The organism is Chryseobacterium culicis, from assembly GCF_002979755.1.
Classification (GTDB): domain Bacteria; phylum Bacteroidota; class Bacteroidia; order Flavobacteriales; family Weeksellaceae; genus Chryseobacterium; species Chryseobacterium culicis_A.
The window spans coordinates 1478609-1497916 of sequence record NZ_PCPP01000001.1 but is presented as its reverse complement, the minus strand read 5'-3'; the positions used below and the strand labels follow the sequence as shown (position 1 = coordinate 1497916).

The window sequence follows — 19308 nt, the reverse complement described above, 5'->3', positions numbered from 1 at the left end:
TAAAAAACTATGAATAATAACGCAGTAATCAGTAATAACGCAAATCAGGATAATTTTTTCGGGGAATTACAACGTACCCGTTTTCAACAATTTACTTCATTTCCCAGTACGGATGGTGTTCCTGCAGGTTGGGTAATTGATTATAATGGGCAATTGCATCAATGGAATGGTACCGAATGGGTTAATTTGGCCGAAAATTATGTACATCCGGAATATCCGTTGACTAATAATCCATTTCAGACCAATCAGACAAGCGGGCTTCTATTGCTAAGTCAGCTTCTGACCAATAGTTCAGGGCATGTTATTAAAGTAGCAGGCCGAAATCTTACCAATGCAGATATTGTTTCTATTGTTGTGAATGACGCTATTCAGTCAGGTACCTTTACATGGTCATCCTATAAGATTAAAACTTATGTTGAAAACTTCATAGGACAAAGCCTTACAGGAGCACTGATCTATCAGCCGGGAGGTTATACTCCTTCTACTGTTGAAGGTTCAATGACGATGCCATCACCTGCTACAGCAGCGGTTATTAAAACAGGAATGGTATGGGTGATTACAGCAAATGGATGGGTGGGCAATGAACCTGTATCTGTGGGTGACCATCTTATTGCCAATACCGATGATGCTTACAATATCCCTAAAAATTATCAGATTATAGAAAAAGGTATCCCTGATATTGTAGACGCTACAGATATGGTAAAAGGAGTGATCCAGATCGCTACAGATATTGAAGCTATTGAGGGAATCAATATTACTAAAGCAATGACTCCAAAATCTACGAAAGCTGTTTTGGATGCAAAAATTAAATCCCAAACATGGCATATCGGAGATGGAGCGTCCGTTTCTTTCCCTATCACCCATGGCTGGAATACCGTGAATGTTGATTATATCTGTTATCGTAATACCGATAATAGAAAAATAAATGTAAGTTGTGTGGTTATATCAGAAAATGATGTACAAATAGATGTTTTAGCACCTCTTACCCCGAATGAATATAGAATTACTTTAACTGCAAGACTAGACTAATGATTGCTCCTGAATATTTTAACAATCATATCGCCGTAGAAGGCGAAATAATTGTGAAAAGTGTTCCAAACGATGCAGGTTCTGTAATGGTTTGGAATTCTGTAACGAAAAAAATTAGCACAAGAACCCATGCGGAAATAGTTTCTGATTTGAATTTAGTAACAACTAATACCATTCAGGATATATCGGCAAGAAAAACATTCTCAGGAGCTACCGGGAATGCTTATAATGCAGTTGCTTTAGAATTAAGAGGCAATGGTACATCTGATACAATTTACCCTGCAATTTCTTTTCATCAGCCGGGCCTTTATGCCGGTACATTGCAGTATAGGTCAAACGGTTACCATTTTATGAATATCAATGGCAATGCTTTTGATAACGTGAGATCTGCCGGGTATTATAAAGACGGGTCAGATAATGGAAGATTCCTTACGGGAGGCGGTGGAGATTATGATTCCCGAGGAAAAGAAGACTCCTGGTATCATTCCGGAAGAAACTTCCCGCAGGGTACATTCATTGAAACCGATGTAGATTATTCTGTAGACTATGGAGATCAGTTTCTTTTAGAGATTAAAGGGAATATGTACGGTACTGATCAGCCTTTAGATTGTAAGATTCAGGGCTATATCTATAATGGTACTATTATTTCTCATAGCGGCTATTCTACATTACATTACTGGAATGCGATTACTGCCTTAAACTTAAATGGTAAACTTTGTTTTTGGTTTACTCAATTATCTTACTGGCAGGGGTTTGATGTAAAGGTAACGGTTGGATATGGAGGTTTAGACCAAGGTAAAAACAGAGTTACTTCAGTGTCGGATCATCCGGATCCGGGAGGTATAAAAAGGGTTCAGATCAATCTTAAACATTTACTCACTAAAGAAGAATTAGTTGCTGGTAATACATTTTGGGAGAAGAAAGATACAGGTGGCTATTGGGCATTAGATTCCGATAGACCTATAGCCGGACTCAATGGAAATGGAGCGCAGACAATTTTATCTGGTGGTTTATTGGCCTCTTCTGCTTATACGGACTCTCAGTTTATTCCTGCATATGGTATCCATTCAAAAGGTTTTGTGCAAACAGATGAAGGTTTTCAAAACAGGTTTTACAAAGTAGATGAAAGAAATAGAATATGGTCATTTGCAAACGCAGATACTTATGGACTTTCTTATTATCAGGGAAGTGCCAATAGTTTGAATGAAGGTATTGGTTTCCATTTTGGAGATCCGGATCAGCCTACCCATTTTCTGGGAAGATCAGGTCAGATTTATTCTAGCGTAGGTATTTATTCTAATTCATTTACTACAGGTAATAAACAGGTTTTAAATTATAGTGGCCCATCTACATTATATGTAGGAAACCCTACCATTAATACGATTATAGAATCTAATGGCAATGACATTATACATTATAAAAATGGAGTCAATGGAGTGGTTTGGGATGCCCATAACTTAGATCCGTCAACTTTTGTTAATGCATCAGCTCTAAATAATTATGTTCCTTATAATGGAGCAACACAGGATGTAAATCTTGGGGCAAAGGATTTAGAATTTGATGGCGGAGGATCTATAAGTAAACACCAGAATAATGTAAGGATATTTAATAAAGTTTATCAAGGGAATTATGCTGAGGGAGGACACACAGGTATTTTAGCGATTAAAATGCCACAAGCCTCAACAGAGCATGCTATGTTTAGTGTTGATATTAATATTTATGGATATGAAAACCAATACTTAGGAAAAGTGAATGTAGCTTTCTATAAATATGTATCAGGAACTCTGGTTACCAATGGTTCAAAAGCGATATGGGAAGTCACAGATAATTTCCCTACCACTACCGCAAGAATTGGGATTGGAACTGATGGATATGTTAGTATTTTATTAGGAGAATCGAACACATTCTGGAATGGGTACTTCTCATTTGAAGTCGCTAAAGTAGAAGTTAAATATGGGAACTATAATCTTGACTGGAATGTAGGATGGTCTCATGCAATAGAACCTAACTTTGATTTATATCCTGCTCATATCATTGTGTTACCTTCTGATGTAGTTGCTACAAGAAGTTGGTTAACAAATTTTGCAGACAGCAGCTATATTCCAAAAGCGGTTCAGCTTAATGATAACTTCAATAGTCTTGGAGGGTATTCCAGTTCCGGAGTTTATAGAGCGAACAGTAATGCAGGAGGGGTTCAGCATTTGTACAGTCCTATGTTGCACATGGGGGCCCAGGATACCACAGCACAGTTGCAGGTAAAATATAATGATACGAATGCAGACGCAGGAGAATTAGTCTATAGAAGTGGGTATAATGGCAATTGGACGCTATGGAGAAGAGCCTGGGATAATGTAAATTTCAAACCAAATGATTATCAGACAAGAAATACAGATGAAATTATCTCCGCAGCGAAATCCTATTATAACAGAATACCTTTCAAACTAAAAAATAGTTCCTATAAATCCTGGTCAATTCAGAAACCTACCAATAACAATTTAATATTGGCACCTTCTGTTACCAATAATGCAGAAGATTGGGATTTAAATAATGGTATAACATTCACGGATGCCGGTCAGGTTTCATCAAAAGGTTTCAATAAAGTTGGGTATAATGATAACTATATCTTAACAGCAGGTGGTGGCCAGAGATTAGCCTCAGATTTTATATCATCTACAGACTTAGGAAACTATCTCAGAAAAGATGGCGGTACTATGACAGGAGCTTTCAATATAGAGACTCCAGCTATGTTAGGTAGATGGAAAAGTACTGCACAAACAGGGAATTATCTGACCTGGCAAAAGTATGATGGATCTAAAGATATAGCTTATATTGGAGCTGATGGAGATTCGGCCTCAGGAGGTGGAGCAGGAGATAGTTTTGCAATGAGAGCTGTAAATGGGGGTGACCTATTATTAAGTTCAGATAGTGGTGTTGTTAAAATTCAAGGGGGTATTCCCTGGACTACTAACAATTTTAATCCCGGAGAATACCTGGCGAAAAGAGGGAACCATCAAGATGCAACTGCAGTAAAAACTGATTATCCTTTAAGCGTTACAGATTGGGCGACAGGTAACGGATTCCCCACTACTTATGGTAACTCTTTACACATTGCAGGAAATAATACATGGTATCATAGAATAGATTTTCCTTTATTCAGCAATCACTTAGAATATTGGCAGGCGATCAATACAACAACCATGACGAAAAAAGGGAATATTCCTTTATTGTCAGATGGAGAAGCGCTTTGGACTAATAATAATTTTAATCCTGATGCTAAAGTTAATTCTTCAGAAAATGCTCAAACACTAGGATTTTCAAATGGTTTATCAGCAGGTGCACCTTACATCTACCATAGAACAGATGGTTATGTATTTTTAGCAACTCACAATTGGACAAACAGCAAGTTTGTTAATATCGATGGACAACAGGATATTACCGGACTTAAGACTATTAAAGGAAGAGCAAAAAATACAGGTACAGGCTGGGGCAATACCAGTACATCAGCCGAGTATTCTTTCTTAGTAGAAACTGAAAGTGGTTCAAATCCTGATAATCAGTATACAGCATCCATCGGATTTTCTTCTAATAGCGGCACACAAGCTGGTATATATGTAAGAAGTAATGACGGAAATGGTACATCTATGGCTTTTGCAACAACCAATTCGTTTGCAGCAGGCCCTCAGATAGCGATGACTATTGATAGTTATGGTGCCGTTAATCATGTAAGATCAAGACCCACATTTCAGGGGAATGTAATTTGGGATACAGGTAATCTTACGCCTGCTATGATCAGTAACTGGAACGATAAATTTAAAGAACTAAAATATGTCGCTAATTTAAATTTAGTTTCTGAATCTGGAATTTATAGACAGGAAGCTCCATCTTCCGGGTTTAATTATACAACGACTTTAAATCTGAACTCAGCTGATGGCAGACAACAGTTAACTATTGACAGAGCTGGCAATGGAATGAAATTCAGAGGCAGTAATTCAGGCTCTGGAGATACAGGGTGGCAGCCTTGGAGAACTGTTTGGACTGACGCAAATTTCTCTCAAGGTAATATCAATAGCTGGAATTATATGTCTAATAACGGTGTTATTGTAAACCAGCATTTTACCAATCAAACAGGTAATGGATTGATGGTTGTTGATAATTATAATGGTGGAGAATCTGGCATATATAATGAACAGGATGGGTTCTATTTAACTGTATTGGAAGGTGAGTATTATAAATATTCAAGTAAATATAAGAGTTGGGAAGGGATTAATTTCCATAGAAAGAGTTATAACATTGGTATAGGTACAGATGCTAATGATGCCGATAAAGTAACTGTTTCAGGCTCAGTAAAGGCTACTGAAAACTTTAAATCAAAAGATGAAAAGCCTAATACTTTATTTATTCCGGACGGAAGTCTTTCCTATCTTGATGATGAGATTATCAATGAAGACTCAAGAATGAGATTATCTCATGGCATGATTGAGCAGCAGCCGGGAGTTCAATATTATGACTCTGATAATAGAATGCTGGTCATCAGATGTGTTCATGGTGAACAATTTACATTAGGAAAAGTTTTCCGAGGTCAGAGAATACTCGTATTAAATGCCAGTGATAGTTATGGGCAGGGATTCGACATAAAAAGCGCAGGGTATTCATACAAAATACCACCGTATAGCTCGATTCAATTATTTGTCTGGGATGAAAAGACCGTTTATAAATATGCAGAAAATAAGATGTATTAAAACTGGAAAATTCAGAATCAAAAGAATATATAGCATATAAAAATGGCGTCACTTGTTGTAAAGTGGCGCCATTTTATTGGTTAGAATCTATTAATTTCTTGGATGAAAAAGTAGAAGTCTATAACTTGATGGTGGCAATGCTTAATCAATTATGAAAAAAAGGCTTTGGTAATGTCAGATAATGTTATTAAATTTATAATTAGTTCCGAATTTTGGATTCTGAATGACAATAGTATTACACCTCACTAAATTTATTAATCATGAAAAAGCAGATCTTTATCATTGCGCTGTCTCTGGGAGCTATTGCCTTAGGAACCAACCAGGTTATGGCACAAAATTCAGAGCAGGTGAGTACATCAGTAAATATTATTTTATCGGACGTTATTGCAATGGACATTGGCTCTGTTGCTTCAGAAGGCACTGTAGATTTTAATTATGGAAGCACTAAAGATTATAATTCATCAAAAAATGTGACCGTTCCCAACAGTTTAGTCATTATTTCCTCTAAAAATTTTGATGTAAAAGTAAAATCTGAAGGCACACACTTTGTAAGTGGTGCCAACGTAATTCCTGTAGATATATTACAGGTAAAAGCAATACCGGGCGGAAGTCTGGTAGGAACTTTGAATGAGGTCACTTTATCTACAACTGATCAGGTGCTGGTGAGTAATGCAAGTTTAGGAACTAAACAGTCTGTAAATATTGCATATTCTATTTCGGCGGAAAATGCATCCAAGGTACTTCTAGGAAAACCACAGGGAACCTACACCCAAAAAATAACTTATACTGCCACTGCATTGTAAGTAACTAACAATTCTTAAATAGAAAAGCCCTCAATACTACAAAAGTATTGAGGGCTTTTCTATTGATCATATGAATAAACCCTGTAGTGATTTTACTACGTGAACTTCCTTTTTCCACTACAAAGAAACTTTTATCACCACTATAAATTTGCAGTATACAAAAGATAACAATTAAGTAAAAAATAACAATAAAATATTACTGCCATGACAAAACAAATCGTAATCACAGCCTTAACTTTTGGAGCGATCATATTTGGAACTAATACTGTTCAAGCTCAAAATACAACTGCAACTACCACTGTAAACATTACTCTGAATGATGTTATCTCTATCGACGCAGGAAGTACTGCCATTGGTAATACGGTAGATTTTAACTATCTTACTGCAGCAGACTACAATTCTGATCAGACGATTACTAAAGCCAACTCTTTGAAGGTTACTTCTACGAAGAACTTTAATGTTAAAGTAAAAGCAGGGGGTGCTAATTTTATGAATGGAACCAACTTAATTCCTGTAAATGTTTTGACTATCAAAGCAGCTACCGCTGCCGGAACAATGGGCGGAACAAAAAATACAATAGTTTTATCTGCAACGGATCAGAATTTAGTTACAAATGCCCCACTAGGAAGTGCCTTAACGCTGAATCTGGACTACACTATTCCAGCAGCGAAATCATCATCTTCTGATATTTTAGGTAAACCGGCTGGAACTTATACGCAAACAGTAACTTATACTGCAACTGCTTTATAAATTAATTTTTCATATTAATATTTTGTGATTTGGTGTTTCGAAGGCTTCCTCAGGAGGCCTTTGATTTTGTATGTATTGTACCTATATAATAAAATTCAAAATCCGGTAATTTATATTACGGCTGCTTTATAAAAAAAACACATCCATATACATGCCCTCAGCACTTTTCAGGTACTGAGGGTTTTTCTATTTAAACCTAATGCGTAATCCTGTAGTGATTTTACTACGTGAACTTCCTTTTTCCACTACAAAGAAACTTTTATCACCATTATAAATTTGCAGTATACAAAAGATAACAATTAAGTAAAAAATAACAATAAAATATTACCATCATGAAAAAACAAATCGTAATCACAGCCTTAACTTTTGGAGCAATCATATTTGGAACTAATAATGTTCAAGCTCAAAATACAACTGCAACCACAACCGTAAACATTACCCTGAATGATGTTATCTCTATCGACGCAGGAAGTACAGCAATTGGTAATACGGTAGATTTTAACTATGCTACTGCAGCAGACTACAACTCTGATCAAACAATTACTAAAGCTAACTCTTTAAAAGTTACTTCTACAAAGAACTTTAATGTTAAAGTAAAAGCAGGAGGTGCTAATTTTATGAATGGAACGAACTTAATCCCTGTAAATGTTTTGACTATCAAAGCTGCTACAGCTGCCGGAACAATGGGCGGAACAAAAAGTGCTGTAGTGTTATCTGCAGCGGATCAAACCTTAGTAGCTAATGCCCCACTAGGAAGTGCCTTAACGCTGAATCTGGACTACACTATTCCAGCAGCGAAATCATCATCTTCTGATATTTTAGGTAAACCAGCGGGAACTTATACGCAAACAGTAACTTATACTGCAACTGCTTTATAAATTAATTTTTCATATTAATATTTTGTGATTTGGTGTTTCGAAGGCTTCCTCAGGAGGCCTTTGATTTTGTATGTATTGTACCCCTATAGATAAAATTCAAAATCCGGGAATTTATATGACGACAGAATAACAGCAATTTATATACGCCCTAAACACTTTCTAAGTGTTGAAGGTTTTACTATTTAAGGCAAATGAATAAACCCTGTAGTGATTTTACTACATGAACTTCCTTTTTCCACTACAAAGAAACTTTTATTGCCGCTGTAGATTTGCAGTATACAAAAGAGAATAATTAAATAAAAAATAACAATAAAATATTACTATCATGAAAAAACAAATCTTAATCACAGCCTTAACTTTTGGAGCTATTATATTAGGAACTAGCAATGTTCAAGCTCAAAATACAACCGCAACCACAACCGTAAACATTACTTTGAATGATGTGATCTCTATCGACGCAGGAAGTACTGCAATTGGTAATACAGTTGACTTTAACTACGTTACTGCAGCAGACTACAATTCTGATCAGACGATTACTAAAGCTAACTCTTTAAAGGTTACTTCCACGAAGAACTTTAATGTTAAAGTAAAAGCAGGAGGTGCTAATTTTATGAATGGAACCAACTTAATTCCTGTAAATGTTTTGACTATCAAAGCAGCTACAGCTGCCGGAACAATGGGCGGAACAAAAAATGCTGTAGTGTTATCTGCTGCGGATCAAACCTTAGTAGCTAATGCCCCACTAGGAAGTGCCTTAACGCTGAATCTGGACTACACTATTCCAGCAGCGAAATCATCATCTTCTGATATTTTAGGTAAACCAGCGGGAACTTATACGCAAACAGTAACTTATACTGCGACTGCTTTGTAATAAAAAAAACACATCAATTTTATAATAAAAAAACACATCAATATACGTGCCCTCAGTACCTAAAAAGTACTGAGGGTTTTTCTATGTACACCCAATGAGTAATCCTGTAGTTATTTTACTACATGCACTTCCGTCTTCCACTACAAAGAAACTTTTATCACCGCTGTAGATTTGTAGTGTTCAAAAGAGAACAATTAAACAAGAATAACAATTAAATAGTATTATCATGAAAAAACAAATCGCCATCGCAGCCTTAACTATTGGAGCAATCATATTAGGAACTAACAATGTTCAAGCTCAAAATACAACTGCAACCACAACGGTAAACATTACCCTGAATGATGTTATCTCTATCGACGCAGGAAGTACTGCAATCAGTGGTGCAGTTGCCTTTAACTATGTGACTGCAGCAGACTATAATTCAGAAAAAACAGTGGCTCAAGCCAACGCTTTGAAAGTTACTTCCACAAAAAATTTTAATGTTAAAGTAAAAGCAGGAGGCCCGAATTTCGTTAATGGTTCAAACTCAATTCCTGTAGATGTTTTGACTATCAAAGCAGCAGTAGCTCCTGGAACTATGGGAGGAACAAAAAACGATGTGATTTTATCTGCAGGAGAGAAAACCTTAGTAGCTAATGCTCCTCTTGGAAGTGCCTTAACACTGAATTTGGACTACACCATTCCCGCTGCAAAATCATCATCTTCTGATATTTTAGGGAAACCGGCCGGAACTTATACACAAACAGTAACTTATACTGCGACTGCTTTATAATAAAATTTTTAGTTTGTAAAGGTTCATTTTGCTATGTTTTCAGTAGTTTTGGGAATCTTTATTATTAAACTATTTACACCATGCACAAGTTTATTCACCTTTTCATTTTCTTTATCCTTACAGGCTCTTCTTCACTTCTGGCACAAAGTATCTCTATGTCGCCTACACGCTTGTTTTTCACAGGTAATCCGGGAGAAAAAGTAACAAAGACGGTCACGCTTCAAAACAGCTCGGATAAGGATTATGTTTTTAATCTCAACTATAAAGATTGGGCTAGAGAAGAAGACGGAAATAAGGTTTATCTTGAAGCAGGCAGTTCAAAAACTTCCAATGCTTCCTGGGTGTCCACCTTAGAAAATGCGGTAACAGTTCCTGCGAAAAGTACAAAAGAGATTGTAGTAACTATGCAGATTCCGGCAAACGCATCACAGTCTGCCGTTACGAACAGCATGTTGTTTTTTACTCAACTTCCTCAGCAGGCAGATAAGGCACGTGTTCAGAATGGAATAGGTATTATCACCTTATTTGAAGTGGGACTTCACATTTTTTATACTCCACCGGGAAACCATGTGAAAAGTTTGGATATTACCAATATTTCAGAAGCGAGTAATGAGAATGCAGCGAATAGAAAAGTCGCAGTAAGCATTCATAATGATGGAAACACCATCAATGATGCCACCGTTGCGTTTGAACTCACCAACACAGACAATGGTAAGGAAATAAAATTACCCGCAATTTCCATCTCCATGCTTCCAGATACTAATCAGGTTGTTCAGTTTTCTTTGCCAGAGAACATTTCAGGGAACTTCCTTGGCGTGGTTATTATCAAAATGGCAGAATCCAATGATTTACGCGTAGGCGAAAAAAACTTTAAATTTTAAAATTAAGCTTTGAAACCACAGAATGGAATATCGTTATCAGTCCTAAGAAGAACAATCTTATTTTTTGTATTTGTTCTTCTGAACTTCTCGTGGGCCTTTGCACAGGAAAAGAAGGATATCCAAATCCATTTTGAAAATGACAGTGTAGCTGTTGAGAAAGGTTCTACTTTTACTAATTTCCTGGTTATTGAGAATAAAAGTTCTGAAGACATTATTATTCAGAATATCATGCCTCAGGAAAACTATCCGGGATTGCTTTTTTATCCCAAAAATGACTTTACCTTAGGTGCGGGGCAGTCTAAAAATCTTCCTGTGAAACTGATCGCCAACGTGGATTTTATGAAACTGAGATCCAATGAGATTAAATTCAAGGTTTCGTATACCACTCCAGCGGTCACCAGAACTGAAAGCGCCTCGTTCTTCGTTGCTAAAGGTGAGAATAAAAACATCGCCATTTATACGGCCACCTACGAAAACTTCATTAACCCTGCTTTGCCGCAATCTTCAATTCTGCTGACTGTAGAAAACCAAGGGTATAGTAAACGAACCGTTAAGATTGATCTGCAATCCATTCCTGATGGCTTAGAAATTTTGCCAAAACAACAAACTGTATCTCTGGAAGGTTTGGAAAAACAAACGATTGAGATCAAAATTGTGGTCAGAAAACAGAATACGCTTTATCCGGAATTTAATATTAATGCAATCGTCACAGACCTGCTTGATAATAAAATCGTGGGAAGCAACACGCTTTACTTAGTCGTTTTATCGCACAACAGACAAATTGCCCGTGGAAACGAAGCGGCGAGCGGAAGTAATTTTGCGGAAATGAGCTATAATGAAAACAGTTCACGTCTCAATTTTCTTCAATTGAGGGGAAACACAGCATTTCGGATAACTGAGAATTTGAAATCGCGCTTCAATATCGGGGCAGATTACTATCTTGAAGACGGCCGTTATAACCTGTATGATACCTGGTTGGAACTGGAGAGAAAAAATACGGTGTTACGATTGGGAAATGTTAATAGTAGCGATTACGATTACCCGGTTTTCGGAAGAGGAGGGAAAGTCTCTACCAAATTTGGTGAAAATAATCAGATTGAAATTCTTGCCCTGGAAAATAATTATAATCTGTACGGTACTTATTTCCAACAAACAGAAGGATCTACTATAGTGGGTACAAAATATGCTTTTGGGAATGCTAAATCTTTCAATGGGAAAGTGTCCTATATTTTCGACCATGATCCGCGCCTTAACGTAGATACGCAGGTAGCGAACGCAGTATCAGCATTGTTAATTAACGATAAACACACCATCCGCACGGAGGTGGGTCTGAGTCACGAAAAAGGTCTTTTGAACAAAGATGAAAACGCAGGAGCTTCCATGGGAGCCAATTACGATGGGAAAATAGGGAAATGGGATATACAATCTTTCAATTCCTTTGCTACCAAAAGTTATGCAGGGATCAAAAGGGGATCCTTTTTCTCAAATCAGAGGATTGGTCGTCAATTTTCTGCTGCTCAGCGTGCTTTTATACAATATCAGAATTCGCAGGTAGAACCTGAGTTCCTGAGTTTCCAGAATGAATCCACCCAACCTGGGAATACTTCTAATTTACGTTATTATTTCAACAGTACAGAAGCATTGGGATTAGGGTATCAGTTTTCTTTAAGAAATTGGAATTTTCTACTGTCTCCAAAGGTTGAAAAGCAAAAAACAGCTAATTTTTACACATCGCAGGAACTTTTTTCATACCGGTTGGAAGCCAATATCAGCACTACATTAGGTGCCCACGGATTGAACCTGACAGCGGAATATTCTTATTCAAAAGAAAATGATAAACCAGACTGGTTCAACAGTTTGAAAACAACTTTGTCTTACAGATATAAATCATTCTCCCTCAACGGAACAGCCCAATGGAATGTAACCAGTGTCTTTGATTTAAATCCTTATTATGATGTAAACCGTAATTTCGCCAACTACAATGTATACGCTTCGTATAATTTCCAGATGTTTAATCATAATCTGACTGGATCTTTTTCAGCCGGAGCCTTCTATTCGGAACTTTATAAAAATTTAAACAGCAATATCACCGGTAATCTGGAATATAAGATTTCACCTTCATGGTCTACTACAGGGTATTTTAATCTTTCCGGTTATAGATCTACGGCTGAATATGCAAGCAGTGGAAGTTATTACCAGTACAGAGTGGGGATTAAAAAATATTTTACCACAGCAACAGCTTTCGGAAATCATAAAGTGGCGTTTCAGATCTTTGAAGATAAAAATTTTAATGGGCTTCTGGAATCCGGTGAATCGGTACTTGCTAATGAAATTGTAAAACTGGACAATTATGTAGCGATGACGGATAAGAATGGAAAAGTAGTTTTTCAGAATGTGCCCGAAGGTACTTACACACTGAAAGTGAACGAAAGTGCGGGTGCCCGATTGATGATGGATCCTGTCATTATGGTGCATACCAATATTAACCGTAAAGTAGGCTTGGTAAAAAATATTAAGGTAAGTGGGAAATTAACAGAGATCAGACAAGCCTACGATGTTTTGGAAACGGATGTAACCGGAATAGTAGTGTATGCAAAAAGTGAAGATGGCATGATCTATACTGCCGTGGTGAACCAAAAAAATGAGTTTGAGTTTTTCCTGAAAGATGGAAAATACAACCTCTATATTGAAAATGACAAATATAGCTATACCCAGCCTACCCAAACGATTCAGGTGACAAAAGAAGGGTACTCAAAAACTGTGGTTTTTGAATATAAGAAGAAAGACACCACCATTAAGGTGAAAAAGTTTTAAATTTAAAAGTATGAAAAAGATGAGGTCTTTTCTAATAGGAATTTTTACCGTGTTCTGTGGGGCTACAGTCATGAAAGCTCAGGATGTGTACCTGTCGATTCCTGATAATAATATTTTTAACAGGAGCGAATTTACTTCAGTACCTACAAGGGTAATGACGAACGCCAACAGAACAAACTGGGATTATGCCTTTTTGGGATTACTCCCAACAGCTCCTACATTTACCTCTGTTTCCGGGCCAAATTTTACTCATTCTTCTTCCTCACTTACTTTACCCGGTTCCACGCTTATGTGGCAGTTGGAAAGTATGGGCGGGCAGATGCCATCTACTGGATTTTCAGGTTATTTACCAGGTTTTCAGTCGTTCAGTACAAGTGCTATAAAATGGTTTGAACCACCATCAATCAGTCTCGGGGGAGGATTCAACCGGGGAAATATCAATTTTACATTTAAAATTCCTGGCTCACAATTTTCTGCCAATGCCTTCCGCGCGGGGAATTACTCCATGGATATCACTCAAAATTATAATGACTTCACACCGCGTAATTTTAAGACAATTTTAGTTATTCCTTCAGCTATGCGATGGATCGCAAACTCTTTAACAAAATACATAGAAATATCTTCTTTGAATGACTACCGAAATACAAACACAAGGGTGTGGGATTTGGGGAATACGGAAATCGCGCATACGGTTGATTTTAATTTTTGGGCGAAAGCTGCTTCCACAAACATTCAGTTCACTTCTTCTAAAGGTGTTCCGGGAACCAGAAATATAGGAAGCATTAAATTGGGCAGTAATGGAGCTGCACTCACAACCAAAGCCTTATCCTCCGATTTTCAGAATTTTTCCCCTGCTAATTTCAGTGTTGTAGCAGGAAACAGAAGCAGCTTTATTCCGCAACTTTATGTGTCTGCGGAAGATTTTAAAAACTTCTTTTTTGAAGCCGGAACTTATACATTTGAATTGAACTTCAATGCTAGCAGTACAGATAACTCAATTAACAGTTTGCAAAATACGGCTGTTCAGCTAAAGGTGCTTCCTCTGTCGGAGATCACCATTCCCAGTTCCGGGCGTAATGTAAACTTCAATTTTAATACCGCTGCCCATTATACTGATGGTCAGTCACAAATGATTCCCAACCAAATTATGTTGTCCAATAATGAAAACTTTGAACTCTATGTAAAATCGGACGAAAATTATTTCAAGAAAGGAGGTCTGCAGACCAACATCAATTCAAATATTTTACAAATAGGAGTGGATGGAAGTTCTGTAAGTGCTCCCTTATCCAAAACGCCTCAAAAAATACTCTTTAACGGGGCACCGGTTTTGGACCGCGGACTGAACGTAAGATACACCATACCACCTGCGGGTGCCCAAAGTTTGGTAGGCAAGGAAAATACTACTTACTCTATCAATGTTTATTATAGCTTTACGGCAATTTAACAATACTTTTTGAAAAATGAATCCTCTTATTTGCTGATGAAAAATTCCTCCATTGGCAAAAATAAGATGGATGCCTTCCAATAATTCGTTTTCTGAGTGCTTTTTTGGCAGCATTTTATGGCTGTGGTTTCCTCATGCAATTGGCGGAAAATACAAAACTTTCCAAAAAATTTCCTGAAGTATCTCCATAGATACGTTTTCTTCCTTTGATGAATTTCCCTCCATCAATCCCTATATTTTCATGATCTGTAGATGTATTTTGGTAGTCTGGCTATCAATTATTGCCACTTCAGGCTGCTATTTTTTATCTTGCATCCTTCAGCTGTTTGCAATCAGTAATCTGTTGATACTATTCCATATTCCGTCTTTTCTCTATTTTCGATAATACCGGTAAACAGTCTGCCAGAGTTAAAATTTTCCTGGAATCTGACACCGCCGTTTTTGTGAGATAAAACAGGACCTGTATTATTTCAGGTAAATCCCATTTGATTTTTCTTTTTACTAATATGATATTTTTTTTAACTTGCTACCTTCTGGAAGAAAGGTCTGAACCATGTGTTTTTACTTGCATTTAAGCAATATAACCCTTTCAGCCTTCTTTCAAAAAAAATAATTCAAACAGCTTCTAAAACCGTGATACTTAATTTATGAATGATTTTATCAACGAACTCCAATTAAAAATCGAAAGGCTGGAAAACGAAATCAATTTCAAGAATGGACTGATCTCGATATTGTCTCATGACCCAAAAGAACTGTTTGGGACCTTTCTGTGGCTTATAGAAGAGTTAGAGCAAAAGACTTTAAGTGAGGAAGATTTTTTTAAGTTGTTACCACAGGTAAAACGAGATGCCCAGAAGAATCTGCAAACGATCCAGGACAGTAATGCCTGGCTAAAAACACAATACGGGGATTTTAAGATTAAACCCGTTAAAATCATGGTGATGGATCTTTTTCATTATTTAGAAGAAAAATACGCTGCTCAATTAAACGAAAAAAATATTAAATTTTATTTTAAAGGAGACCACGATGCATTTCTTACAAGCGATCGCCTGTTGCTCGAGTATGTTTTAGACAAGATTTTTAACAATGCGGTAAAATACTCCTTTCCCAATCAAGATGTTTATTTACAGGCAACTACAGAAGGTGATCAGGTTGTACTTTCTGTCATTGATTCCGGAACAGGAATAGATGAGAAGTATTTATCTACGATCTACAATTATGGTAGTCCCATATTCCTGGGAACTGCGGGTGAGAAAGGAGTTGGATTAAGTTTGAAAATTGTAAAAAATTTTATATCCTTGCTGAAGGGAAACATCCAAATTATTTCCGCTGAAAATAAAGGTACTACGGTTTCTCTTTTTTTACGTAAATTTATAGAATAATGGGTTTAAAAGCAAACATTCGCATTGTTGTAGCAGATGATCATGGGATCGTACGGATGGGTTTGATACAAACAATCAAACGATTCAGACCCGATGCCATCGTTTCAGAAGTAGAGGATTACAAATCGCTGTACAAATTAATTCTGAAAGAAGAATTTGATCTGGCCATTATGGATGTTAATATGCCTAATGGTTCTGTTCAGGAAGCAATAGATTACATAAAAATTCACCAACCTGAATTAAAAATTCTCATATTTTCTTCACAGGATGAAGAGTTGTATGGGATGCGTTATCTAAAAATGGGTGCTGGTGGCTATCTCAGTAAGCTAAGCTCCACGGAAGTCATTGAGACTGCTTTAACGGCAATGCTCAGTAAGGGCCGATATATCAGTGATAACATAAAAGAAGCGATTTTTTTAGAATCATTAAATGGTGTGACAAAAAATTCTCCCTTTGAAGCGCTATCAGACCGCGAATTGCAAATTGCCAATAAGATTGCAGAAGGTCTTCCCCTTAAAGAAATTTCTAATCAACTGAATCTTCATTCATCAACGATCAGTACTTACAAAAACAGGTTGTTTGAGAAGCTGAAAATACGATCTATACCCGAATTGGTGGAAATTCTCAGGCTGTATAATCAGTAAATATTCTATCACAAGAAATTGTTTGTGATAGAATATTTATTGCTCTTTTGTACAGAGCCGCAGTCAGATACAGGTAATCACACATCAACGAGTAGCTGAAATTGGAGTTTATCGGACTCGGTGATAAGCTTTTTTGGTATAGGGCTTCTTCGTCCTACAAAAGGAATATCTTGCAGAAAGAAAACCTGTCATTTGGCTAATAAATGGCTCAATTTACATTAAATTAAAGCCATTTAGATATTGGTGACCTCGACAGGACGCTGCCCAAACTCGGAAGTTTATCAAAAGGGAAAGCTTCAGGATATTCATGATTTCTAGTTCGAAAAAATCTCCTGCTGTTTCAAATAACAACAGGAGATTAATTTTTATTTAAAAGTTGCTTCTAATTTTTGTTCGTTTTGTGTTTTAATAAATTCATTAAAAGATGTTATATTGTTGATGTTTAACAGTATATTGTTTTTTGATTTATCTTTTTTTCTATAGGCATCGGCAAAATAAGCTCCATATATGTGACTAACATTTAGTAAGGTTTTGTATTGAATATCTTTTTTAGGATCTAATGAAAAATTCGTTATTCCGTGACAAGAGAAACAGGTAGTATTTTGATGATACGTTTCCATCATAATGTTGGTCGCATTTGGACTTCCTGCCAATTTTAAATTTCCCTTATTAAATTGCTGATAAACATCTACATTTCTAGATTCCTTGCTATTAAGCATTGCTAGCCAGATGTTACCGTTATAATATTGCTTAATTTCACTTTTTTTAAGTGCTTTTTTATTTAATTCATTAGCAAGATCAGCATGTCTTTTATATTCAGAATTATTTGGATGATCATACTTTTTTTGTGATATACCCAATGGATATTTACGATAGGCCTTATCAGCTATTTTACCTTTTTTAGTTAAGGTGTCAAACTTAATAGCATTCAGAGAATCTTTTGCACCAAGTTCACCTTTTTTAAAGAATAAAAAATCGGTTTCTGTTTTAGCAATTGGCTGACTGTTAGTTGTATTTGATTTAAATCCATGTCTTTGTTTTGAATTCAAATCAGTTAAGTTATTTAGATTATCCGGAGCTAAATCCTGACCTTCAAAAGTTGCCCAAAGCATTTCTGGAAATCCTTCTACTTTGCCAACGATATGTAAACCAACAAGAGCAACTGCGGGTATGTTTTGATAGTTTAGAGGATTATTGATTATGAGATTAACATTATTGTAATCATTCTTTCTGGTGAAATAATCTATTTTGTTTAAATAATCTTTTTTTATTTGTGGTACATTATGTACAATCAAGTAATTTTTCTGCTTATCCTTGGGAATCGCATTAAGATCTACCCAGGCAGCCTTTAGTTCTAATGAAGAATTGTTATAGACCTCTGTTGAATCACTTATATTTTTAATTCCTTTTTTTACTTTCTCTATAGCAGCATCTGTCGCTTTAACCATCTGATCATGCATAATTTTATTCATATGTATCGAATAAAAAACAGTATACTCTTCAGAAATCCCAGCAAAGTCTGTATTTGATTTTAATACAGGATGGTCACTACCTGCCTGATGAAATGCAAATAATTTTAAAGGTGATTTATTCTCATGAGGTACAGGTTCTCCGTATTCAGTAATTTGAAAAATATTTTTTGAATCATCCAAGAACAATGGCAAGCCATCTAAAGTTTTTTCATTTTTTGAATCTTTAATGTTCTGTGTTAAATGCAAATACTTTTGCCAGGACCAGGTGTGGAATGCTCTCGCAGAATCTTCTTTGGTTACAACTAAAGTATCATTTTTCCAGAGATTATCGTCATATGTATCTGGGATGAATGATTTGTTGTAGTTGGAAAAATACTTTTTCTCAAAATGGTCTAGAGACTCCTTATCATTTTTATTCATTTCTATAGATTCCATAGATTTTTTACAAGAGATAAGGCCGAAAATAGTACCTGTCATTATGCTCAAAAGCATCAATTTTTTGAATTTTAATTTCATGGTTTTAGTTTTTTGAGTTGATTATATTTTTAAAATCGCAATAACATTCTTTAGTTATACTAGGTGACTGTTAAAAAAATTATTACATTATTTTACAAATTCCATTTTATGTTATATAACTTTTTATATTTGCTATAAATACAATATTAATGTTATTTTTTTAAAAATAATTCAGTAGTAATACCTAATTTTGAAGTAATGTATTATGATTGGGTGCTGAATTTACAAATGGTATTCAATTGAATCTCTTATCTTGTAATTTTATGAACTTCAACTAAGTTGTGGAAAATGATTGTATTAGAAATTTCTGTTA

13 protein-coding genes are annotated in these 19308 nt (G+C 36.0%); 12 read left to right on the top strand and 1 reads right to left on the bottom strand.

Annotation, left to right across the window (positions count from 1 at the left end):
* The first annotated feature begins 9 nt into the window (after positions 1-9).
* From CQ022_RS06955 to CQ022_RS06900, 12 genes are all read left to right on the top strand, one after another.
* On the top strand, positions 10-1029 hold the full coding sequence (locus tag CQ022_RS06955) for a hypothetical protein (RefSeq protein WP_105680722.1): 1020 nt from the start codon (positions 10-12) through the stop codon (positions 1027-1029).
* Entirely contained in the window at positions 1029-5768 is a 4740-nt protein-coding gene (locus tag CQ022_RS06950) for a hypothetical protein (protein ID WP_105680721.1), read from the top strand. Before CQ022_RS06955 ends, CQ022_RS06950 begins: the two co-directional genes overlap by 1 nt.
* A gap of 260 nt (positions 5769-6028) precedes the next feature.
* Positions 6029-6571 carry a peptidoglycan-binding protein LysM gene (locus tag CQ022_RS06945; protein WP_105680720.1) on the top strand — a complete coding sequence of 181 codons (543 nt, stop codon included), beginning with the start codon at positions 6029-6031 and terminating at the stop codon, positions 6569-6571.
* 204 nt (positions 6572-6775) lie between these two features.
* The gene (locus tag CQ022_RS06940; RefSeq protein WP_105680719.1) at positions 6776-7321 is read left to right on the top strand and encodes a peptidoglycan-binding protein LysM; all 546 of its coding nucleotides are present in this window, start codon (positions 6776-6778) and stop codon (positions 7319-7321) included.
* 332 nt (positions 7322-7653) lie between these two features.
* Positions 7654-8199, top strand: a complete 546-nt coding sequence (locus tag CQ022_RS06935) for a peptidoglycan-binding protein LysM (protein ID WP_105680718.1) — start codon at positions 7654-7656, stop codon at positions 8197-8199.
* Positions 8200-8524: 325 nt separating this feature from the next.
* The gene (locus CQ022_RS06930; protein WP_105680717.1) at positions 8525-9070 is read left to right on the top strand and encodes a peptidoglycan-binding protein LysM; all 546 of its coding nucleotides are present in this window, start codon (positions 8525-8527) and stop codon (positions 9068-9070) included.
* 226 nt (positions 9071-9296) lie between these two features.
* On the top strand, positions 9297-9842 hold the full coding sequence (locus CQ022_RS06925) for a peptidoglycan-binding protein LysM (protein WP_105680716.1): 546 nt from the start codon (positions 9297-9299) through the stop codon (positions 9840-9842).
* 80 nt (positions 9843-9922) lie between these two features.
* A complete protein-coding gene (locus CQ022_RS06920) occupies positions 9923-10723 on the top strand; it encodes an Fn3-like domain-containing protein (protein WP_228421483.1) in 801 nt (266 codons plus the stop codon).
* A gap of 9 nt (positions 10724-10732) precedes the next feature.
* Positions 10733-13537 carry a hypothetical protein gene (locus tag CQ022_RS06915; protein ID WP_228421482.1) on the top strand — a complete coding sequence of 935 codons (2805 nt, stop codon included), beginning with the start codon at positions 10733-10735 and terminating at the stop codon, positions 13535-13537.
* 10 nt (positions 13538-13547) lie between these two features.
* The gene (locus tag CQ022_RS06910; RefSeq protein ID WP_105680715.1) at positions 13548-14981 is read left to right on the top strand and encodes a hypothetical protein; all 1434 of its coding nucleotides are present in this window, start codon (positions 13548-13550) and stop codon (positions 14979-14981) included.
* Positions 14982-15628: 647 nt separating this feature from the next.
* A complete protein-coding gene (locus tag CQ022_RS06905; RefSeq protein WP_105680714.1) occupies positions 15629-16363 on the top strand; it encodes a sensor histidine kinase in 735 nt (244 codons plus the stop codon).
* On the top strand, positions 16363-17007 hold the full coding sequence (locus CQ022_RS06900; protein WP_105680713.1) for a response regulator transcription factor: 645 nt from the start codon (positions 16363-16365) through the stop codon (positions 17005-17007). The genes CQ022_RS06905 and CQ022_RS06900 overlap by 1 nt, the downstream gene beginning before the upstream one ends.
* Positions 17008-17372: 365 nt before the next feature.
* Here the strand turns inward: CQ022_RS06900 and CQ022_RS06895 are convergent, their stop codons facing one another.
* The gene (locus CQ022_RS06895; protein WP_105680712.1) at positions 17373-18995 is read right to left on the bottom strand and encodes a hypothetical protein; all 1623 of its coding nucleotides are present in this window, start codon (positions 18993-18995) and stop codon (positions 17373-17375) included.
* Positions 18996-19308 lie beyond the last annotated feature (313 nt).